Origin of the sequence: Paenibacillus gorillae, from assembly GCF_000513275.1 — a bacterium.
GTDB classification, from domain to species: Bacteria; Bacillota; Bacilli; order Paenibacillales; family Paenibacillaceae; genus Pristimantibacillus; species Pristimantibacillus gorillae.
The window spans coordinates 23,809-45,439 of the sequence record NZ_CBVJ010000020.1; the positions used below are offsets into that span (position 1 = coordinate 23,809).

Below are 21,631 nucleotides of genomic sequence, written 5' to 3' on the forward strand. Positions count from 1 at the left end.
AATAGTGATGAACCTGTTCAATGAGAACATGGCGAGTTATTAAGAACGTCTATGGTGGAAGGAGTGAATCCAAGATGAATCTCGTACAAGCGATTACGCAAGAGCAGCTTCGCAAAGACCTTCCTAACTTTCGTCCCGGTGACACGTTGAAAGTATACGTTAAAGTTATCGAGGGAACGCGTGAGCGGATCCAGCTTTTCGAAGGCGTTGTAATTAAACGTCGCGGCGGCGGTATCAGCGAAACGTTTACAGTACGTAAAATTTCCTACGGTGTAGGTGTGGAAAGAACTTTCCCGCTGCACTCGCCTAAACTCGACAAAATCGACGTGGCACGCCGTGGTAAAGTACGTCGCGCTAAACTGTACTACCTGCGCAGCCTTCGTGGTAAAGCAGCAAGAATTAAAGAAATTCGTTAAGATCAAACGACAAGAGGGGCTTGCGAAAACAAGCTCCTTTTCGTTATTCATGAACAGTTACCAGCGATGAACGGACTACAGATAGAAGGAAGGCGTAGGAATGGAATCACAAAACCGAAATGAAGATCAAATTGAGTCTCGAGCAGAACAACTGGCCGGAGCAAACGGCAAAAGGCCGGAGAAGGGCGGACGAGCCTCCAAGGAAATCGTTGAGTGGATTAAGGCGCTTGCGATCGCCATCATTCTCGTCTTCATTATTCGGCAGTTTCTGTTCTCTCCGTTCATAGTCGAAGGGCCTTCCATGCAGCCTAACTTCGAGACGGGCGAGCGCTTAATCGTCAATAAAATACTGTACAATATCCGCGAGCCGAAGCATGGTGAGGTTGTTGTGTTCCATGTGCCGGATCAAGGCAGAGATTTCATTAAGCGTGTTATCGCACTTCCTGGCGAAACAATTCGGGTAGACGGGGACGATGTATTCGTTAACGATACAAAGATTGATGAGCCGTATATTAAGGAAGCGATTGAAAAGGCTCATGCTGAAGGACGTCTGTACAATGAGAATAAATCGCCTACGTCCAATTATCCAAACGATAAAAACAGTGAGATCACGGTGCCAGAAGGTTATATTTTTGCCATGGGCGACCATCGCGACAATAGCCAGGACAGCCGTGACATCGGCTTCGTATCTGAGAAAGAGCTGATCGGCCGCGCTGATTTTATTTTCTGGCCAATGAGTAAAGTAAGCTTTATTAAGCATTAACAATAGAGAAGCAGATTTGCAGTGAGGTGAGGAAATGACCATTCAATGGTTCCCCGGTCATATGACCCGGGCAAAAAGGCAAATACAGGACAAGCTGAAACTCATCGATATTGCCATTGAGCTGTTGGATGCGCGCGTTCCGTTATCGAGCCGCAACCCTATGGTGGATGAAATTTTGGGCGGGAAGCCGAGACTGATCGTGCTCAACAAGTCCGATCTTGCCGATCCAAAAGTTACGGAGCAGTGGATCACGTATTTCAAATATGAAGGCCATGAAGTATTGGCCTTAGATTCGTCAACCGGTACACGAGTATCTGAAGTTCCGCTCATGGCCAGACAGATTTTGCATGAGAAGATCGAACGTCAGATATCCAAAGGAATTAATCCGCGGGCAGTACGCGGCCTTATCGTAGGCATTCCAAACGTTGGCAAATCAACGCTGATCAATCGTCTGGCCGGACGGAATATTGCAATTACCGGAGACCGTCCTGGCGTAACGAAGGGCCAGCAATGGATTAAGGTTGGAACGGAAATGGAACTGCTTGATACACCAGGCATCCTGTGGCCGAAATTTGAGGACATGCTCGTTGGCTACCGGCTTGCGATGACGGGAGCGATCAAGGAGCAGGTGCTTAACGTCGAGGATATTGCTTTTTTTGCCGTCAAGGATTTGGTACAACGGTATTGGCCGGCACTGAAAGAGCGGTTCGAGCTGGATGCACCGCCGAAGGATACGGAGGACTCTGACGAAATCGTTCGGGTTATGGAAGAGATCGGCCGCCGCAGAGGCTGTCTTGTTGGAGGCGGAAGAGTGGATCTGGAGAAAACATCCGGCGTGATTTTGCGCGAGATGAGAGCGGGGAAACTTGGCCGAATCTCGTATGAGGCTCCTTTCCCGGCAGCAGCCGGATCATCGGTGCAATCCAAAGGGGAATAAGCAAGGTTGCATCATGGGCAATAGGGGAACCGGGGGAAATCTGACAATGCTGGAGTATGAACAAAGGCTGTGGGCGGAAGGCTATTCCGCTATCGCCGGCGTCGATGAGGTAGGCCGCGGCTGCTTGTTTGGGGACGTTGTAGCGGCAGCCGTCATTTTGCCTCCGCATTTGGAGCTGGAAGGCGTAAACGATTCGAAGAAGCTGTCCGAGAAGAGACGCGAAGAGCTTTATGAAGTCATCATACAGAATGCCGTCGCTTGGTCGGCCGCGAGAGTCGATTCGGAAACGATCGATCGGATCAACATTAAGCAGGCTTCGAGGCTTGCTATGAAGCTGTCCGTTCAATCGCTGGGAGCCGCAGCCGATTATTTGCTGGTAGATGCGGAGAAGGTAGACATGCCGCAGCCGCAGCTTGCTATTATTAAAGGTGATGCGACGAGTCAATCGATTGCCGCTGCATCCATCATAGCGAAGGTGACGCGGGATAGACTGTGCACGAACGAATGGGAGCAGCTTTATCCGGCTTACGGAATCGCTATACATAAAGGCTATGCGACAAAGCTGCATCGGGAAAGGCTGCTGGAATACGGGCCAAGCCCGCTGCATCGCCGTTCTTTTTTGGGGAAAATATTTGTGGAGCAGCAGGAGCTGTTCTAAAGGCATTAAATTGGGCATCGAACCGCCATGGCGTTTGATGCTCTTTTTTTGTTGAAACCTTCCTTCAATGCCGCCTGGATTATACCGATATGTACAATATAGGTTTATAATAGGGTAAAGAAGCGGATTGGAAGCGGGTGCTACCGATAGATGAATATTAATCAAATTATGAAAAGCTTTCTTGGCGACGCTTCCGCAGGCGAAGCGCGCACGATGGAGCTAAAGGCTGGACAAGTCGTTCGCGGCCAGGTTATGCAAGTGATGGACAATAATGAAGCGATTGTACAAATAAACGGTGTTCAAGTTCGTGCGAAGCTTGAATTGCCGCTGCAGCAAGGACAAACGGCAATGCTTCAAGTGCAGCCGCAATCGCTGACGGACGGCGGAAACAGCATGATTGTGCTAAAGCAGGTCGAAACCGGAACGGCAGCTCTGCCTGACAGCATGGTTAAGGATCTTGTGAAGCTGCTTGGCTTGCCAGACCAGAAGTGGGCGACGGAGCTTGTAAAAGAATTGAGGCGTGACGGATTTCCGATGAACCGTGAGACCGCCCAGTTGTTTCAGCAGGCATTATCAGCGATGCCGAAAGGTGAAAATGCGGAGCAATGGATGCAGGCGGCCGCTGCAGCTATAAAACGGGGACTGCCGGCAACGGCCGGTACCATAAGTGCAATGCAACAGGTTATGTTTGGGCGCTCGGCACATGAGTTGCTGGATGCCCTGCAGCAGCAGCTAGCACGTGCTTTAGGTGAAGGCGGAGCAGCGGCTGGCAGCAAATCGCAGTTGCCGCAGCTTGCTGCTAAGCTGCAAGCATTGCTAGGTGAAGGCGGTGCGCTCATGCGCGCAGCTGCCGAGGGCAGTGCTCAGGCGCCAACAGGCGGCTCAGCAAACGCGCCCGCCTTAAGCGGAGGTAATACAGGGGCCGGATTAAATGCAGCAGGCAGTACGGCTGCAGGGGCGGTTGCCGCCACGAATGCCGCCAATACAGGGAGTGGTGCTGCAAATGCTGCAAACGCCGCTAGTACAGCAAATGGCGCCAATTTAGCGAATGCTGCAAGTATTGCTAATGCTGGAAATACTGCGAATGCTGCAAGTAGTGCTAATGCGTCAGTGCCAGGGCGCGGGAATGCCGCAGCTGTTCCTGTAAACGGAGGCGGAGGTGCTGCAGCTTTAACTAGCGGCACACTGTCTTCTCAGACAGCCAGTCAAACAGCAGGGACTGCGGTTCCTGCTGCTGCGCAGCAGCAGACCGCTGAAGCAGGAACAGGAGCTGCGGTCACCCAAGCGAGCTCTCCAGCCACCGGCAGTTCTTCTGGCAATTGGCTTGGTCAAATGATGAAATGGATGGGCGTTGATCATGAGAATCAGCTGCTGAAGCAGTTTACGCCGGCTGGAGGCAGTGGGGCAGCTCAACAGTCAACAGATGCTGGGAGCGTTCAAGGTGCAGCCCAGAAAACGGCAGAGCATCCGAGTACGCAAGCAGACGCAGCAACAGCTAGGGCGGCGGTACAGAACGGGGCAGAAGGAAATGACAAGCTGCAGCAGCCAAACAACGCAGCTCCATCACAGGAGCTGCGTCTGGCGGGAGAACGAGGTTCATTAACCGCTTCGTCTTTGGCTTCCCAGCAAGCCGTGCAGGAAGCTGCCGCCGCGCCGAAGGCTCTGGCCCATGAATCGCTCAAAAGTGTATTAATGGCTATCGCCGCATCCGATGATGCTCCAGCAGCGTTGAAAGAAACAGCTCAGCAGCTTGTGCAGCAGGTAACGGGACAACAGCTCCTGCTGACACCGGAGCGGAACGGCTCGATGTTCAGCCATCTGACGATGTTTATCCCGCTAAACGGACCGGATGGCGATCAGACGGCTTCGGTACAAATTCAGACGCGACGCGGCCGTAAAGGAGAGCTGGATGCTAACAATTGCCGCCTTTTGTTTCATCTGTCTATGAAGACGCTGGGCGATACGATCGTTGACGTCAATGTGGTGGACAAAATCGTCAGCTTGAATCTTTGGAATGATCATCCTGCGATATCTGGATTGGTGGAGACCGCAAGGACAGAAGTTTCCGAGAGTTTGAGCAAAGCCGGCTATCAGTTGTCGTCATTGCGGACGACGCCAACCTTCAAAGGAGATTTGTCAGCCGATTCCGGATCGGACAAGCTGAGAAATGCAGAGCCGGCGCCAATCTCTGCCGCAGCTTATAAAGGAGTCGACTTCCGCATATGAGCGCCAATCGCCAATCTAATAATGAACCCATGCCGCTGCGTAAAGCGGTTGCGCTTAAGTATGAGCCAGGAGACAACACCGCCCCAGTCGTTATCGCAAAAGGCCGAGGGCATGTAGCTGATCAAATTCTTGATGCAGCGCAAGAGAATGGCGTCCCGGTGCAGGAGGATGCTTCGCTCGTCGAAGTATTATCCAAGCTGGATATCGATCAATCGATTCCGCCAGAGCTATACACGCTTGTAGCCGAAATACTCAGTTTTGTCTACCGGGCAGACCGGGAGGCCAAGGCAGGAGAAGATGATGAGCAATGGTACAAGTAAGGAGATAACGGGTAAGAGATTAAAGCCTGATGGCCGAAAGCTAACAGGGGAAATAGGAGAAGCTGCGGCTTTTCACTATTTAACGGAAACCGGTTATACCGTCATAGAGCGCAATTGGCGCTGCAGGATGGGGGAACTCGATCTCATCGCTAGCCGGGACGGCTTGCTTATCTTTATAGAGGTGCGCACGCGCCGAGCCGGCGGCCGTTTCGGTACGGCCGCTGAATCGGTAGACCGGCGGAAGCAGCAGAAGCTGGCTGTACTTGCGCAGTTTTACATGCGTCAGCATGCTGTAACAGATCAGCCAGTTCGGTTTGATGTGATCACGGTGACGCTTGACCACGGTAATGAGGTTTTGGAGCTGAAGCAGATCGAAGCGGCATTCTAAGCAGAAAGCAGAAAGCGGAATAAACGGATGAGTGTTATTTGAAAGGCTCCGCGGCAGCGCGGAGCCTTTTTTGCCGTTCCCGGCATTCTTTAGATAATCTTCAGATTTCATTAAGGGGGACTTTAGACGGTGGTTGCTATACTCGTTAGCAGAAGCAGCGGGGGCAGCTGGAACCGCGCAGAAATCGAGAGAGGGTGAGTCATAATGGATCAGGAGAATGAGCCTATTCAATATGCCGGTTTTTGGATACGGGGTACGGCACTCGTGATAGATTCCGTCATCATTTACGGTGTATCACAGCTTTTAATTTCATTGGGGAACTGGGGAGGACAAACAATCCCTTGGCTAATGACAGCTTATATGCTCGTAATGACACTGCTATCTGGCAGAACGATAGGCAAGTGGATGCTGGGAATTAAAGTGATCCGGCAGGATGGCCGAAAGCTGTCATTCTGGAATGTGCTTTTGCGGGAAACAGTCGGCAGATGGCTGTCAGCTGTAATTTTATGTATCGGATTTATTTTAGCCGGATTTGACGGACGTAAACGGGCTTTGCATGACCATATCGCTCAAACCTATGCCGTTAGAAACAGATAAGGAGGAACGAAGCGATGTTACAGACAGCAGCTATTGAAGTGCGGAATGTTACGAAATCCATTGCAGGAAAAACAATCGTAAAAGACTTGTCTTTCACCGTGCAAGCGGGCGAAATCTATGGCTTCCTAGGACCCAATGGAGCAGGCAAAACGACAACCATTCGCATGATGGTTGGGCTTATATCCATCGGCAAGGGAGATATACGAATCGGCGGAAGCAGTATTCGAACGGCTAGAGGCAAAGCGCTGGAGCAGATCGGAGCCATCGTCGAAAATCCCGAATTGTACAAGGAGATGAGCGGGAGGCAAAATTTGAAGCATTATGCGAACATGAGCAGCAAACCGGTCTCGAACAAAAGAATAGAGGAGGTTGTCCGCCTCGTGCAATTGGGAGAAGCAATCGACCGGAAAGTCAAAACCTATTCACTGGGCATGCGCCAGCGTCTAGGAATTGCTCAAGCGATTCTTCATCGGCCCTCGATTCTCATTCTTGATGAGCCGACAAACGGATTAGACCCGGCAGGCATTCGCGAGCTCCGGCAATATTTGCAGCAGTTAGCGAAGACAGAAGGGATGGCCGTCATCGTCTCCAGCCATTTGATTGCAGAGATTGAGCTTTTATGCGACCGGGTCATCATTATTCAGAAGGGCCAGTTGGTCGCCGAACGATCTTTGAAGGAAATAGACGGGGATGGGAAGGTGACTGTAGATCTTGAAGTTACTGATCCTGAAAGGGCGGCAATGCTGCTTAAACCAAGCGTTGTTTATTCTAACAGCGGCAGTAATATCATGTCCGTAAGAGTAATGAAAGAAGAGATTCCGGGTCTTGTATCGGATTTGGTTCAGCATGGCATCGGTATTGTACAAGTGACCATAAGAACAGCAAAGCTGGAGGAACTATTTCTCGAATTGACGCAGGGGGGGAGATCATGAGATTTATGCGGCTGATTTCAAACGAGCTGTTGAAGCTGCATGTCAGGAGGAAAAACTATCTATTTGGCGTTTTTTTACTGGCGCTTACTATAGCTGCAGGACTCATTATGAAACAAACGATGCATGGCTTAACCGGGTTTGAATTTGCTGCCAAGCTGCAGCCGGTTCTAAATTATCCGATTCTATTATTTATGATCATTTATGGCGCGCAGACGATTGCGGAAGAGTTCAAGGAAGGAACGATCAAGCAACTGCTTATACGCCCGCCAAGCCGCTCCGTCATTTTATTGTCCAAATATGCTACGGGTGTATCGGTATTGTTCGGAGTTCTGCTATTTTCCTGTCTGGCAAGCGTCGTTACGGGCCTTGTGTTATTTGAAAATGGCGGCGATTATACACTGCTGACTGTCATCAAAGTGTATTTGTATGCGATACCGGGCGATTTGTTTTATTTTACACTGGCCCTATTGATAGGCACGGCTGTAACGAGCGTCCCGTTTGCATTGTCGCTGTCTATCATTCTCCAGCTAGTCGGCGGAGGGATAAGCGCGATCATTGCCAAATACGGATGGTCCAAATATGTGGTGCTCAATCATTTGAATTTGAAGCATTTCGATTCAGATCCGCACATCGGCGGGACTGGAGCCGCTCCTTATCCTGATATTAATTTATATGGCTCGTTGTTGATTAACGTTGTTTATCTAGCGGCGTTTCTCGGGATCGCCTGTTATGTTTTTTACCGTAAAGAGGTAAAATAAGGCGGAGAGGAGCGGAATTATGACCTATTCGATACTGTTAATAGAAGATGATCATGAAATTATTGAGCTTTTAAAATTGTATTTGGAACCGGAGTATAACGTACACGAAGCTGCAAATGCGCAGATTGCACTGGATAAAATAAAATCTTACAGCTATGATCTAGCCATCGTCGATGTGATGCTGCCGGGCATTGACGGCTTCCAATGGGTCAGGACGATCCGCCATTCGCATTATTTTCCCGTCCTGTTTCTATCAGCGAGGAGTCAGGAAAGTGATAAAATTTTGGGACTTAGTGTCGGGGCGGACGATTATATGACGAAGCCGTTCAATCCGCTCGAAGTCGTTGCGAGGGTGCAGGCGTTGCTCCGCAGGGTGCATCAATTCGATACAGTTGCAGTGGACAAAACAGAGGTAGAGGCAGAACGGCTGGAAGCGGGAGAACTCGTACTGGATACGAAAAGCTGCACGCTGTACCTGACCGGACAGCCTGTTCCTCTAACGTCTACGGAATACAAAATTTTAGCGCTGCTGATGGGCAATTCCGGCCGCGTCCTCACGCGGAAAAAGATTTATGAGGCGGTATGGGATGATGCCTTTGCCTATGATGATAATACGATCATGGTTCATTTGAGCAACCTGCGCGAAAAAATCGAGCCTCATCCGAAAAACCCTTCCTACATTAAAACAATTAGAGGGCTGGGATATAAATTTGAAGCGCCTGTTCAGCATTAGAAAAAGGTGGCGGTTGCATACGTCGCTCATATTCGATTTTTTCTTTTTTAATCTATTTCTGATGCTCGTTGTGTTGATTTGCTTTATTGCCGGTATCATTTATGTGTTTCAGAACGCACAAACCTCGGAGACGATGAATGCAAGCGCCGCCTCATTTTTTGGAGTCCCAGAAACCCAGCGAATATAGCATGGGGTGGCTGGAGAAGCACGGCGGCTGGCTGGAGGAGTTAGATGACGGGTTTCGCGTTATCGGCTCGAAGGGGAAGAAGGGCGATGACAAAACCTTTTACACGCGGGATGAATTATTCGCATTGCTTGAGAACGGAGAGAAACAGTCCTACTATTATTCAATTGCGGCAATGGATAGCTACAGCCCGCCCCATTATTTGCTGATGAAACTGCCCCGGGAACAGGTTTCCATCCAAAAAAATATGGCATCCCATCCTTTGTTGGACGAGGAGGATCGGACGTTTCCGCTCTACCGGGTGAAAATATTTTTCTATGGCTCTATTGCTGCCATTTTGTTTTTTATTTTTCTTTACAGCTACTGGGTAGCCAGACGCATTAAAAAGCCGCTGGATACGGTTGCCGCCGGATTGAAGCGCATGACGCACGGGGATTATAGCACCCGAATCGACGTTCATGCAGAGAAGGAATTTAAGCAAATCAGCGACACTTTCAATTATATGGCAAGCGTTATTGAAAGCTCTGCAGAAGAGAAACGGCTGCTGGAAGAAAGTAAGGAACGGCTCATTATCGATTTATCGCATGATCTTAAGACACCGATTACGAGCATTCAAGGATTTTCCCAAGCTTTAATGGAAGGGAAAGTAGAGGATAGTGACAGGCAAAACCGCTATTTGAACTATATTTACAATAAATCAAATCAAGTGACCGCTTTAATAGAAAGCATGCTGGAGCTGTTGAAGCTTAATTCGCCGGATCATCCTTTAAAGCTGGCTAAGCACGATGTGGGTGACTTTTTGCGGGAGTCCGTCGCGGAAATGTACGGCGATATCGAAAGAAACGGGTTCGAGCTGTGGATGGACATCCCTGATAGAACCATGACAGCTGTATTCGATGCTGAGGCGTTTAGCCGGATCATAGCAAACCTTTTGGCTAATGCTTTGAAATATAATCCGCCGGGAACGAGACTGAGGATAGCGCTTAAGGAAGAGGAGGCTTTCGTCCGGATCGAAATCGGCGATTCCGGTATTGGCATTCCAGAGCAATTAAAGTCAAAGCTGTTCGATCCCTTCGTAAGAGGGGATGAATCCCGCAGCAGGGAAGGCGAAGGCGGTCTAGGCCTTGGGCTTTCTATTGCGAAGAAACTGGCTGAGAAAATGGGCGGCACTCTAACTCTGAGCGAGTCGGCTGAAGACGCAACCCTCTTCGTTATTTCGTTAACGAAAAAATAATAATGCGGGGGGAAAACGCAGAAAGAAAGCCAGGTAGTTTGTAGCGTTAAGGCCCTGACAGGGTCTTAAGGTGGGGAAAATGAAGTGTTCAGGGCGGGATAAGACCCCGGGAGGGTCTTATCCTTAACCGAACGCGCGAAAACGGTGAAGAAGGCAGGTGAGTCTGCAGGGCTAAGACCCTCGGAGGGTCTTATTATGTGAAAAAGGAAGCGTAGAGAACGAGTTAAAGTCCTGAGAGGGTCTTATCTTAATAAAATGTATGTACTCGCACAATAAGCCGGTCGCATATCCCATGCGCCCGGCTATTAGCATTACTCAAGCAAGTGGTCAGCCAATTAGCCGTTCAGCCTCCGGTATTGAATCGCTTCGGCCACATGCTGTGCCTCTACGGTATCGCAGCCTTCAACGTCCGCGATAGTACGCGACAGCCGCAGGATGCGGTCATAGGCACGCATGCTGATGCCAAGCGCCTCTAACGCATTTTCGAGCAGGTCGCGAGCCTCTGGAAGCAACTTAATGGAGCGGCGGAGCGAAGCGCCAGAGAGGCGTGTATCGGGACGCAGTCCTTGCGAAGCCAAGCGATGGGCTTGACGCTCCCTTGCAGACAAAACCAGCTGGCGCATATGTGCGGAGTCCATCCTGGTATTTCCGCTGATAGGGGAAGTACCACCCTGTTGTTCAGTAGGCCTGGGAATTTCGAGCTGGAGATCGATCCGGTCGAGCAGCGGCCCGGACAGCTTGGCGCGGTAGCGGGAGATGACGGCGTCGCTGCAGATGCAGCGTTTCTCCGTCGTTTCATGCCCGGAATAGCCGCATGGGCAAGGGTTGTAGGAAACGGCGAGCATGAGCCGTGCGGGAAAATGAAATACCGCTTTCGATCTCGCGATTGTCACAATGCCGTCCTCCAGCGGTTGTCTCATCACTTCCAGCACCTGTCGTGAAAACTCCGGCAGCTCGTCGAGGTATAGCACGCCCCGATGGGCCAGTGTTACTTCTCCCGGCTTTGGCACAGAGCCGCCGCCGATGAGTCCGCCAGCGGAAATCGTATGATGCGGCGAACGGAAGGGTACCGTCTGGATAAGGCCCTGAGCATCGGTCGACAGCTTGCCAGCCGCACTGTAAATTTTCGTAACCTCCAGCGCCTCAGCCTCGGTCAAAGGGGGTAAAATACCGGGAAGACGCCGGATCATCATCGTCTTTCCTGTTCCTGGCGGGCCAGAGAAGAGCAGGTTATGTTTGCCTGCCGCAGCAACAATGAGTGCCCGCTTGGCATGCTGCTGACCGATGACATCGCTATAGTCGCCGAAAGACTCAGACTGGGCGAATGTCGTGCTTCCGGCGACGGAATCCCGGGAATCCGTCTGCTGAATATAGCGGAGAGCATCCCAGCCCTCACCAGTACCGCCTCCGCGCAGCTCGGCGAGCGAGTTCAAGGCATAAAGCTCCATGCCCCCGATCCATGCTGCTTCCTTGGCGTTGCCTTGAGGCAGCAGCACCTTGAGGATGCCGCTGCGTTTGGCCTGCTCAATCATAGCCAGTACACCGGCAACAGGACGCAGCAGACCGTTCAGCGACAGCTCGCCAATCAGTATCGTTTCCTCGAACGGCTTGCCGCTGATTTGATCGCTAGCCGTCAAGATGCCTGCAGCGATAGCCAGATCAAAGGCCGTTCCTTCCTTTCGCATGTCTGCCGGAGCAAGATTGACCGTGATCCGGTCCATCGGGAAAGTAAACCCGCTGTTCTTGATAGCGGCACGAACCCGCTCCACCGATTCTCTCACGGCAGGATCGGGCAATCCGACGATATTGACTTGCGGCAGGCCGTTTGCGATATCCACTTCAACCAATATGCTTTTCCCCTCAACACCGAGCACACTGCTGCTTCGCATTACGCTGAACATAACAAAAAACACCTCCAAATAGATGGATGAAGGTGCTTCCTCACGTCCAATTCGACTAATACAGTATAAACAAATCAGGTAGTACAGCTGTTGTATCCATAATAAAGGATGACAGAAATAACTGTCAATATTATGGATGTTTTTCAATATAAAAGCATTGATGGAGCGCGGTTCGTACATAATAATAACCATAGCACTGTCGAATCGGTGTCGTTTAATCTCATTTCGAGATGAAATCCATATCAAAAAACCAAAACCGGAAGGCTCGAAATCTAACAGGAAAGATGCTACAATAGTCAAGGATTGTGTACCTATGACTGAATTCAGTCGGTGAAATGGAGGATTTCAAACAATGAATATCCATGAGTATCAAGGCAAAGAGGTCCTGAAACAGTATGGTGTAGCTGTTCCGGAAGGTAAAGTAGCATTCTCCGTTGACGAAGCGGTAGAAGCGGCAAAAGCGCTGGGCACGCCAGTCGTTGTCGTGAAAGCGCAAATTCATGCGGGCGGACGCGGCAAAGCCGGCGGCGTTAAAGTAGCAAAAAGCTTGGACGAAGTCCGTACATATGCCAGCGAAATTCTTGGCAAAGTGCTTGTGACTCACCAGACAGGTCCAGAAGGCAAAGAAGTTAAGCGCTTGCTTATCGAGCAAGGCTGCGACATCAAGAAAGAATATTACATTGGCGTAGTTGTGGACCGCGAGACGGGACGCGTCGTCATGATGGGTTCGGAAGAAGGCGGCACGGAAATCGAAGAAGTAGCTGCACATTCTCCGGAGAAAATCTTCAAAGAAGTAATCGATCCAGCGATTGGCCTGCAAGTATTCCAAGCTCGCAAGCTGGCTTATGCCATCAACATTCCTAATGAGCTGGTTAACAAAGCGGTTAAATTCATGATTGCTCTCTATACAGCATTCGTTGAGAAGGATTGCTCGATTGCCGAGATCAATCCGCTCGTCGTTACTGGCGACGGCAACGTCATGGCGCTTGATGCCAAATTGAACTTTGATTCCAACGCGCTGTACCGCCGCAAAGATATCGTGGCACTTCGCGATCTGGAAGAAGAAGATGCGAAAGAAATCGAAGCATCCAAGTACGACCTGAGCTATATCGCACTTGAAGGCAACATCGGCTGCATGGTTAACGGCGCTGGTCTTGCTATGGCTACGATGGACATCATTAAATACTATGGCGGCGACCCTGCCAACTTCCTCGACGTTGGGGGCGGTGCGACGAAAGAGAAAGTAACGGAAGCTTTCAAAATCATCCTGTCCGATGAGAACGTAAAAGGTATTTTCGTTAACATTTTCGGCGGCATCATGCGTTGCGACGTCATCGCGGAAGGCGTAATTGCAGCTGCGAAAGAGCTTGGTCTGGATCGTCCGCTTGTCGTTAGACTTGAAGGCACGAACGTAGATCTGGGCAAAAAAATGTTGAACGAATCGGGACTGAACATTGTAGCGGCGGACTCTATGGCAGACGGCGCACAAAAAATTGTCGCTCTCGTGAAATAAATTACGCGTACGAGAATTCATTAACGGGGATGTGAAATTCGATGAGCATTTTGGTCAATAAAGATACAAAAGTCATCACGCAAGGGATCACAGGCGCTACTGGTCTGTTCCATACAAAAGGCGCATTGGAATACGGCACGCAGATGGTTGGCGGCGTAACTCCAGGCAAAGGCGGCACGAACGTCGACATCACGCTTGAAAACGGCTCCGTCGTATCGCTTCCAGTATTTAATACAGTAGGACAAGCGGTTGCTGCTACTGGTGCTACTGCATCGGTTATTTATGTCCCTCCTGCATTTGCAGCTGATTCCATCTTGGAAGCTGTAGACGCAGGTCTTGATCTTGTCATCTGTATTACAGAGGGCATTCCAGTTCTGGACATGGTCAAAGTGAAACGTTACATGGAAGGCAGCAAAACAACGCTGATCGGACCAAACTGCCCTGGCGTTATTACGCCGGATGAATGCAAAATCGGCATCATGCCGGGCTACATTCATGCAAAAGGCCACGTTGGCGTCGTTTCCCGCTCCGGAACGCTTACTTATGAAGCGGTTCATCAGCTGACGACCCGCGGTATCGGCCAATCTTCCGCAGTCGGCATCGGCGGCGACCCGGTTAAAGGCTCCGAGTTCATCGACATCTTGAGCAAATTCAATGACGACCCTGATACTTATGCGGTTATCATGATCGGCGAAATTGGCGGCACGGCAGAAGAAGAAGCTGCGCAGTGGGTTAAAGCGAACATGAAAAAACCGGTTGTCGGCTTCATTGGCGGTGCAACAGCACCTCCAGGAAAACGTATGGGTCATGCTGGCGCGATTATCTCCGGCGGTAAAGGTACGGCTGCAGAGAAAATCGAAACGCTGGAAGCTTGCGGTATCCGCGTAGCGCCAACGCCTTCCGAAATGGGCTCCACGCTTGTTGCTGTACTGGAAGAGCAAGGCCTGCTTGAAAAATGCACAAACGTAGCGAAATAATGGAGCTTGGCTTCTATAAGCAAGACCGATAAGGTAAGCAACCTATCAATCCCCCTATAGGGGATAGATAGGTTGCTTTTTTATGTTCAAGGCTTGAATTGCGGGCAGTATTCTGCCGATTTTCCAGTCGCTCTTCACTATTGTCCCGCGAGCGGCATGCAAAGAAGTTGTTTTCTATTATGACAGGTCGACTTGCATTCTGAGGCGCTGTAACGCACAATAGGTAAGAATGCAGGCCGAACCTCCTTATGAGAGGGTTGGTCCTATGACAATTGATCATGCTAAAGCGAAAGAAATGGTCGTTCGTCTTCACGAGCTGCCGGGAGTAGGCTGGCATGCCATTCAGAAGGCGGTTGCACAAAGTCTTTGGACCAAAGCTGAGGGCATGACGGAAGCGGATTGGCTTGAAGCGGGCTTTCAACGGGCTCAGGCGCTGTCTGCTGCCGTTCGGATGCAGGAACCGATGCTCAAGGAGGATTCACCAGCCGAACGCGCCATACGGCTTGGAGCGTCCGTTATTACGCCTTATGATGACCTGTATCCAGCCGCTATGCGCCAAATGCCGCAGCCGCCATGGGTCTTATATGCGTGGGGACGGCTGGAATTATTGGAACGGCCATCTATTGCTGTTGTCGGGACACGCAATCCAACGGCTTATGGGCGCCATACAGCGGCGCAATTAGCTGAACAGCTGTCTGCGAGCGGATTGACTGTCATCAGCGGATTAGCACGTGGAATCGACGCTGTTGCCCATCAAGCCGCCCTGCAAAAAGCCGGTGGCACGATAGCGGTGCTTGCAAGCGCTGTAAATAGTTGTTATCCTTCTGAGAATAGAGAACTGTATCGACAGATCTCCGAGCAGGGTCTGCTGCTGTCCGAAACACCGATCGGCGCAAAGCTGCATCCGGGCATGTTCCCGCTCCGCAATCGCATTATCGCCGGACTGTCCCTTGGAACGCTTGTTGTCGAAGCAGCGAAGGGAAGCGGCTCGCTTATAACTGCGGATCAAGCGGTCGAAATGTCTCGTGACGTATTTGCCGTACCGGGGCCGATATCATCCCCAAAGAGCGAAGGGGCCAATGAGCTGATTGGGAAGGGAGCAAAGCTTGTAAGCCGCGTTGAACATATAATAGAAGAGTTTCCTTGGCTGACGGAGCAGTTGAACCGAATCTCCGGTGTAAACCGTTTGAAAAAAGGGCATTCCGCGGAAGCCGAGCAGTCCAGCTTGTCAGCAGAAGAGCGCAAATTGATCGAGATTTTACGCGATCAGCCGCTTTCTATGAACGACTTGCACCAGATAACGGCAATCCCGTTTGGACATTTGAGCGCACTTCTGATAAATTTATGTATAAAACGGAAAATCGAACAGCAGCCAGGATCACTTTATATAGTATTGTAACTAGCAGTGGAGAGAGGGGGCGCCTGAATGGCAGATTCACTCGTAATCGTAGAATCACCGGCCAAAGCCAAAACCATAGGCAAATATTTGGGCAGCAAGTATATCGTAAAAGCCTCTATGGGCCATATTCGCGATTTGCCAAAAAGTCAGATTGGCGTCGAAGTGGACAATGATTTTAATCCGAAATATATTACGATTCGCGGTAAAGGCTCCGTATTGAAAGAATTGAAGGATGCCAGCAAAAAAGTAAAGCAAGTCTTTCTGGCGGCCGATCCGGATCGCGAAGGAGAAGCAATTGCTTGGCATCTGGCACACTATCTCGAGCTTGATGAGACCGATACATGCCGCGTTGTATTTAATGAAATAACGAAGCAGGCGGTCAAAGATGCGTTCAAAACGCCGCGCAAAATCAATATGGATCTTGTCAATGCGCAGCAAGCCAGACGGATCCTTGACCGGCTCGTCGGTTATAAAATCAGTCCGCTTCTGTGGAAAAAAGTTAAAAAAGGCTTGTCCGCAGGCCGTGTACAATCGGTATGCGTAAAGCTCATCATCGACCGGGAGAATGAAATCGACGCTTTCATCCCGGAAGAATATTGGTCAATTACGGCCAAAATGACGCAGAAAGGCGTTCCGTTCGAAGCGAAATACATTTCGATCGGCGGCCAGAAACGCGACCTCGGCAACGAACAGGAAATGCAAACGGTATTAGATGCCCTCGCAGGCAATCAGTTTACGGTTGCAGAAGTGAAAGAGAAAGAACGGCTCCGCAACCCGGCACCCCCGTTCATTACAAGCTCCTTGCAGCAGGAAGCTGCGCGCAAGCTGGGCTTCCGCGCTTCCAAGACAATGTCCGTCGCTCAGCAGCTCTATGAAGGGGTAGAATTGGGCAAAGAGGGCACGGTAGGTTTAATTACGTATATGAGAACGGACTCCACGCGTATTTCTCCGATTGCCCAAGAAGAAGCGAAAGAATATATTACCGAGAAGTACGGCGCACCGTTCTGGCCGGAACAGCCTCGCGTTTATACAAAGAAAAACAGCAATGCCCAAGACGCTCATGAAGCGATCCGCCCAACATCCGTACTGCGCGATCCGGAAACGATGAAGCCGTTTCTGAGCCGCGATCAGCTCCGGTTGTACAAACTGGTATGGGAACGATTCGTTTCGAGCCAGATGTCTTCCGCTGTATTGGATACGATGACAGTTGACCTGTCCTCAGGTGATGTCGTTTTCCGCGCCAATGGCTCGAAAGTCAAATTCGCAGGTTTTATGAAGGTATATGTCGAGGGCAATGACGACGGTACTGAAGAGGAGCATAAGTTTCTGCCTCCGTTCGCGATTGGAGACGTCGTAACCTCTGAGACGATCGATCCGAAGCAGCATTTCACGCAGCCGCCTCCGCGTTATTCTGAAGCACGGCTCGTAAGAACGCTGGAGGAGCTCGGTATAGGGCGGCCAAGTACGTATGCGCCAACGCTGGAAACGATTCAGAAGCGCGGATATGTTGCCATCGAGGAGAAGAAGTTCATGCCGACGGAGCTCGGAGAACTCGTTATCCAGTTGATGGAGGAGTTTTTCCCGGAAATACTCGATGCGGAGTTTACCGCCCATATGGAAGGTGACCTCGACCATGTGGAGGAAGGCAGCCAGGATTGGGTGAAGGTGCTTGCTTCCTTCTATGAATCATTCGAGAAGCGGCTTGAAGTCGCTGAAGAGGAAATGAAGGAAATTGAAATTCAAGATGAAGTGTCCGATGAGGTATGCGAGAAGTGCGGACGCCATATGGTATACAAAATGGGCCGTTTCGGCAAATTCCTGGCTTGCTCCGGATTTCCGGACTGCCGCAATACGAAGCCGATTGTGAAAGACATCGGTGTCACTTGCCCGAAATGCCATGAAGGCAAAATCATTGAACGCCGCAGTAAAAAAGGACGCATTTTCTACGGTTGTGATACATACCCGACCTGCGATTATGTGTCCTGGGATAAACCGTCCGGCAAGCCTTGCCCGAAATGCGAAGCGATGCTGGTGGAGAAAAAGAGCCGCAACGGCGGAAGACTGCAATGCCCATCTTGTGACTATTCCGAGGAATTGCCGGACGAGGATCAAGAGCAGGCATAGCGGACCGCAGCCTGTCTGCCACCATCTGAGTCCTCCCCTAACAGGGGAGGACATTTCTGCTGTGAAACCATCTCAGCATAGTTATAACCAGCCAATTATTATGCATCACAACGAATACGTTTCGCAGCACACTGCAAAGGGCCTCAAGGCATTTTGCAGAAGCTGTCTGAACATCTATTGGAGGTACTGAAATTGTCTCATACTCAAAAAGTTACTGTAATCGGAGCCGGGTTAGCCGGAAGTGAAGCCGCTTGGCAAATCGCATCTCAAGGCGTTCCGGTCGTCTTGTATGAAATGCGCCCGGAGACGAAGACGCCTGCGCATCATACGAATCAATTCGCAGAGCTTGTCTGCAGCAACAGTCTTCGTGCAAACGGCCTGTCAAATGCAGTTGGCGTATTGAAAGAGGAAATGCGGCAGCTGGATTCACTGATTCTGGGCTGTGCGGACCGTAACGCGGTTCCGGCAGGCGGTGCGCTTGCAGTCGACCGTGACGGCTTCTCAGGGGAAGTAACGCGTCTGCTGCACGAGCATCCCCTTGTAGAGGTCCGCAACGAAGAGGTGAAGGAGATTCCAACGGACGGAATCGTCGTAATCGCGACTGGCCCGTTAACCGCTCCTTCGTTGTCAGCACAGGTTAGAGATTTGCTTGGAGAAGAGTATTTCTACTTCTATGATGCGGCAGCTCCTATTATCGACAAGGATTCCATTGACATGAGCAAGGTCTATTTGGCATCCCGCTATGACAAAGGCGAAGCCGCTTACTTGAATTGTCCAATGACAGAAGAAGAGTTCAATATTTTCCATGAAGCGTTGACGACAGCGGAGAAGGCTGAGTTGAAGGATTTCGAGAAGGAAGTTTACTTCGAAGGCTGTATGCCGATTGAGGTTATGGCCAGCCGCGGCAAACAGACGGTGCTGTTCGGGCCGATGAAGCCCGTTGGCTTGATTAATCCGCATACCGGCAAGCTGCCTCATGCCGTTATCCAGCTTCGGCAGGATAATGCTGCGGGTACATTATACAATATGGTCGGATTCCAGACGCATCTCAAATGGGGCGAGCAAAAACGGGTATTTTCCCTCATTCCAGGTCTGGAAAATGCGGAATTCGTTCGCTTTGGCGTCATGCACCGCAATACTTTCATTAATTCACCACGCGTGATGCGTCCAACCTACCAATTAAAGGACCGTGAAAACCTGTTCTTCGCCGGGCAAATGACCGGTGTTGAAGGTTACGTTGAATCTGCGGCATCCGGTCTTATCGCCGGCTTTAACGCAGCACGACTGGCCCGTGGCCTTGAGCCGCTCGTATTGCCTGTCGACACTACGCTGGGCAGTATGGCGAATTATATAACGACAGCTGACTTCAAGCACTTCCAGCCGATGAATGCCAATTTTGGCCTCTTCCCGCCGCTGGAGACGCGTATCCGCAACAAGAAGGATAAGAACGAAGCGATCGCAAATCGGGCGCTGGAAGGAATTTCAAAGTTTAAAGAGGAACATTTTGATCATTTAGCCGTAAAGTAAGGCGTTAGCTTTAGTCTCTAGCCTAATGAAGCAAGCCAAAATCATGGAGGTGCGGAAGATGGAGATGGAATTTCACGCAACGACGATATGCGCCGTGCGGCATGAAGGGAAGGGCGCTATAGCGGGTGACGGTCAGGTGACCTTCGGCAACAGCGTCGTGATGAAGAACAAAGCGAAGAAGGTACGCCGCTTGTACCGCGGTCAAGTTATTGCCGGCTTCGCGGGCTCCGTCGCCGACGCGATTACGCTCTTCGAGAAGTTCGAAGCGAAGCTCGAGGAGCATCACGGCAACTTGCAGCGTGCAGCCGTGGAGCTCGCCAAGGACTGGCGTTCGGATCGCATCCTGCGCAAGCTGGAAGCGCTGATGCTCGTCATGGATACGACAGGGCTCTTGCTTATTTCAGGCAATGGTGAAATTATCGAACCGGACGACGGCATTCTCGCTATCGGCTCTGGCGGCAATTACGCTCTATCTGCAGCAAGAGCGCTGCAAAAGCACGCTCCGCATATGGATGCGAAAGATATCGCCAAAGCATCGCTTGAAGTGGCTGCCGATATTTGCGTTTATACGAATCATAATATCATTGTCGAAGAAATCGGTTCATAAGAGCGGAGGAGATCAGAGATGGCGAATGATGCGATGACACCGCGGCAAATCGTTGCGGAACTGGATAAATATATTGTCGGCCAAAAGCAAGCAAAGCGTTCTGTGGCGATTGCGCTGCGGAACCGGTATCGGAGAAGCATGCTGGAAGAAAATATCCGGGATGAAATTGTGCCGAAGAACATTCTTATGATCGGGCCTACTGGCGTCGGGAAGACGGAAATTGCCCGCCGGCTCGCCAAGCTGGTTAAAGCGCCATTCGTGAAGCTAGAAGCGACGAAGTTCACGGAAGTCGGCTATGTCGGCCGCGATGTAGAGTCCATGGTGCGTGACCTGATTGAGACCGCTATCCGGATGGTCAAAGCTGAACGTACGGAACAGGTAAAGGACAAAGCGGAAAAGCAGGCGAATGAGCGTCTGGTGCACCTGCTTGTCCCTTCGAAAGTAAAAGAAAAAAGCGGCAAAAACCCGTTTGAAATGCTGTTCGGCAATCAGAACCAGGAGAAAGAGCCTGTCGAGGAACCGGAACAGGACCAAGCGATTGTCGCAAAGCGCTCGCAGATTAAAGAAGATCTGGCTGCAGGCAAGCTTGAAAACGAGGTTGTCGAGGTCGAGGTTGAGGATGCTGCGCCGAATATGCTGGATATGCTGGGTGGTCAAGGACCGGAAGGCATGGGCATGAATATGCAGGAGCTGTTTGGCCAATTGCTTCCGAAGAAGACAAAGAAGCGGAAGCTGCCTGTCAAGGAAGCACGTAAATTGCTTATTCAGGAAGAAGCGAATAAATTAATCAATATGGATGAAGTGATTGCGGAATCGGTAACGCGCGCAGAGCAATCCGGCATCATTTTCATAGATGAGATAGACAAAATCGCCAGCCCGTCAAGAGGTTCAGGTCCCGATGTGTCAAGAGAAGGCGTGCAGCGTGACATTTTGCCGATTGTAGAGGGTTCTACCGTCATGACGAAGTACGGTCCGGTAAAAACGGACTATATTTTATTCATTGCGGCAGGCGCTTTTCACGTTTCCAAGCCTTCGGACCTTATTCCGGAGCTTCAGGGACGTTTCCCGATTCGTGTGGAGCTGACTTCACTCAGTCTTGACGATTTCGTCAGCATTTTGAAAGAACCGAAAAACGCTTTAACAAAGCAATATGCGGCATTGCTGCAAACGGAAGGCATTACGATTGAGTTCTCGGACGATGCGATTAAGGAGCTGGCATCCATTGCAGCGGACGTGAATCGCAACACGGAAAATATCGGTGCACGCAGACTTCACACGATTCTTGAGAAGCTTCTGGAGGATTTATCGTTCGAAGCGCCTGACATTACGCTGGATCAGATGACGATCACGCCTGAATATGTGCGAGAAAAAGTCGGAGGCATTGCGCAAAACCGCGATTTAAGTCAATATATATTGTAGTTGGTATGAGCTTTGGGA

At 50.6% G+C, this 21,631-nt stretch carries 20 protein-coding genes; 19 read left to right on the forward strand and 1 reads right to left on the reverse strand.

Annotated features, from left to right (window positions below):
* Window positions 1-74 precede the first annotated feature (74 nt).
* The 12 genes from rplS (at window position 75) to TY10_RS02965 (ending at window position 10,146) form a co-directional block, all read left to right on the forward strand.
* Window positions 75-416, forward strand: coding sequence for a 50S ribosomal protein L19 (gene rplS, locus TY10_RS02910; RefSeq protein ID WP_042160416.1), 342 nt, complete (start codon window positions 75-77; stop codon window positions 414-416).
* Between the two features lie 100 nt (window positions 417-516).
* Window positions 517-1,179 carry a signal peptidase I gene (gene lepB, locus TY10_RS02915; RefSeq protein ID WP_042160419.1) on the forward strand — a complete coding sequence of 221 codons (663 nt, stop codon included), beginning with the start codon at window positions 517-519 and terminating at the stop codon, window positions 1,177-1,179.
* Window positions 1,180-1,213: 34 nt separating this feature from the next.
* On the forward strand, window positions 1,214-2,116 hold the full coding sequence (ylqF, locus tag TY10_RS02920) for a ribosome biogenesis GTPase YlqF (RefSeq protein WP_042160421.1): 903 nt from the start codon (window positions 1,214-1,216) through the stop codon (window positions 2,114-2,116).
* 46 nt (window positions 2,117-2,162) lie between these two features.
* Window positions 2,163-2,774 carry a ribonuclease HII gene (locus TY10_RS02925; protein WP_052350320.1) on the forward strand — a complete coding sequence of 204 codons (612 nt, stop codon included), beginning with the start codon at window positions 2,163-2,165 and terminating at the stop codon, window positions 2,772-2,774.
* A 150-nt stretch (window positions 2,775-2,924) separates the two neighbouring features.
* The gene (locus TY10_RS02930; protein WP_042160425.1) at window positions 2,925-5,000 is read left to right on the forward strand and encodes a hypothetical protein; all 2,076 of its coding nucleotides are present in this window, start codon (window positions 2,925-2,927) and stop codon (window positions 4,998-5,000) included.
* The gene (locus TY10_RS02935; RefSeq protein WP_042160427.1) at window positions 4,997-5,320 is read left to right on the forward strand and encodes an EscU/YscU/HrcU family type III secretion system export apparatus switch protein; all 324 of its coding nucleotides are present in this window, start codon (window positions 4,997-4,999) and stop codon (window positions 5,318-5,320) included. Before TY10_RS02930 ends, TY10_RS02935 begins: the two co-directional genes overlap by 4 nt.
* On the forward strand, window positions 5,298-5,708 hold the full coding sequence (locus tag TY10_RS02940; protein ID WP_238327419.1) for a YraN family protein: 411 nt from the start codon (window positions 5,298-5,300) through the stop codon (window positions 5,706-5,708). Before TY10_RS02935 ends, TY10_RS02940 begins: the two co-directional genes overlap by 23 nt.
* A 204-nt stretch (window positions 5,709-5,912) precedes the next feature.
* Window positions 5,913-6,305, forward strand: a complete 393-nt coding sequence (locus TY10_RS28605; RefSeq protein ID WP_052350321.1) for an RDD family protein — start codon at window positions 5,913-5,915, stop codon at window positions 6,303-6,305.
* Window positions 6,306-6,319: 14 nt separating this feature from the next.
* Window positions 6,320-7,237 carry an ABC transporter ATP-binding protein gene (locus tag TY10_RS02950; protein ID WP_042160431.1) on the forward strand — a complete coding sequence of 306 codons (918 nt, stop codon included), beginning with the start codon at window positions 6,320-6,322 and terminating at the stop codon, window positions 7,235-7,237.
* Complete coding sequence (locus tag TY10_RS02955; RefSeq protein WP_042160433.1) at window positions 7,234-7,995, forward strand: ABC transporter permease; 762 nt, start codon at window positions 7,234-7,236, stop codon at window positions 7,993-7,995. Before TY10_RS02950 ends, TY10_RS02955 begins: the two co-directional genes overlap by 4 nt.
* A 19-nt stretch (window positions 7,996-8,014) precedes the next feature.
* Window positions 8,015-8,728: a response regulator transcription factor gene (locus TY10_RS02960; protein ID WP_042160435.1), complete on the forward strand. Its 714-nt coding sequence runs from the start codon at window positions 8,015-8,017 to the stop codon at window positions 8,726-8,728.
* A gap of 188 nt (window positions 8,729-8,916) precedes the next feature.
* Window positions 8,917-10,146: a HAMP domain-containing sensor histidine kinase gene (locus TY10_RS02965; protein ID WP_162160566.1), complete on the forward strand. Its 1,230-nt coding sequence runs from the start codon at window positions 8,917-8,919 to the stop codon at window positions 10,144-10,146.
* 335 nt (window positions 10,147-10,481) lie between these two features.
* Here the strand turns inward: TY10_RS02965 and TY10_RS02970 are convergent, their stop codons facing one another.
* On the reverse strand, window positions 10,482-12,047 hold the full coding sequence (locus TY10_RS02970; RefSeq protein ID WP_042160437.1) for a YifB family Mg chelatase-like AAA ATPase: 1,566 nt from the start codon (window positions 12,045-12,047) through the stop codon (window positions 10,482-10,484).
* A gap of 352 nt (window positions 12,048-12,399) precedes the next feature.
* Between TY10_RS02970 and sucC the strand changes: the two genes are divergently transcribed.
* The 7 genes from sucC (at window position 12,400) to hslU (ending at window position 21,613) form a co-directional block, all read left to right on the forward strand.
* On the forward strand, window positions 12,400-13,560 hold the full coding sequence (gene sucC, locus TY10_RS02975) for an ADP-forming succinate--CoA ligase subunit beta (RefSeq protein WP_042160439.1): 1,161 nt from the start codon (window positions 12,400-12,402) through the stop codon (window positions 13,558-13,560).
* 41 nt (window positions 13,561-13,601) lie between these two features.
* Window positions 13,602-14,537 carry a succinate--CoA ligase subunit alpha gene (gene sucD / locus TY10_RS02980; RefSeq protein WP_042160441.1) on the forward strand — a complete coding sequence of 312 codons (936 nt, stop codon included), beginning with the start codon at window positions 13,602-13,604 and terminating at the stop codon, window positions 14,535-14,537.
* A 265-nt stretch (window positions 14,538-14,802) separates the two neighbouring features.
* A complete protein-coding gene (gene dprA, locus TY10_RS02985) occupies window positions 14,803-15,936 on the forward strand; it encodes a DNA-processing protein DprA (RefSeq protein WP_042160443.1) in 1,134 nt (377 codons plus the stop codon).
* 27 nt (window positions 15,937-15,963) lie between these two features.
* Window positions 15,964-18,060, forward strand: a complete 2,097-nt coding sequence (topA, locus tag TY10_RS02990; RefSeq protein WP_042160445.1) for a type I DNA topoisomerase — start codon at window positions 15,964-15,966, stop codon at window positions 18,058-18,060.
* A gap of 192 nt (window positions 18,061-18,252) precedes the next feature.
* Window positions 18,253-19,587 carry an FADH(2)-oxidizing methylenetetrahydrofolate--tRNA-(uracil(54)-C(5))-methyltransferase TrmFO gene (trmFO, locus tag TY10_RS02995; RefSeq protein WP_042160447.1) on the forward strand — a complete coding sequence of 445 codons (1,335 nt, stop codon included), beginning with the start codon at window positions 18,253-18,255 and terminating at the stop codon, window positions 19,585-19,587.
* Window positions 19,588-19,645: 58 nt separating this feature from the next.
* Window positions 19,646-20,194 carry an ATP-dependent protease subunit HslV gene (gene hslV / locus TY10_RS03000; RefSeq protein ID WP_042160450.1) on the forward strand — a complete coding sequence of 183 codons (549 nt, stop codon included), beginning with the start codon at window positions 19,646-19,648 and terminating at the stop codon, window positions 20,192-20,194.
* Between the two features lie 18 nt (window positions 20,195-20,212).
* Window positions 20,213-21,613 carry an ATP-dependent protease ATPase subunit HslU gene (hslU, locus tag TY10_RS03005; protein WP_042160452.1) on the forward strand — a complete coding sequence of 467 codons (1,401 nt, stop codon included), beginning with the start codon at window positions 20,213-20,215 and terminating at the stop codon, window positions 21,611-21,613.
* Window positions 21,614-21,631: the final 18 nt, after the last annotated feature.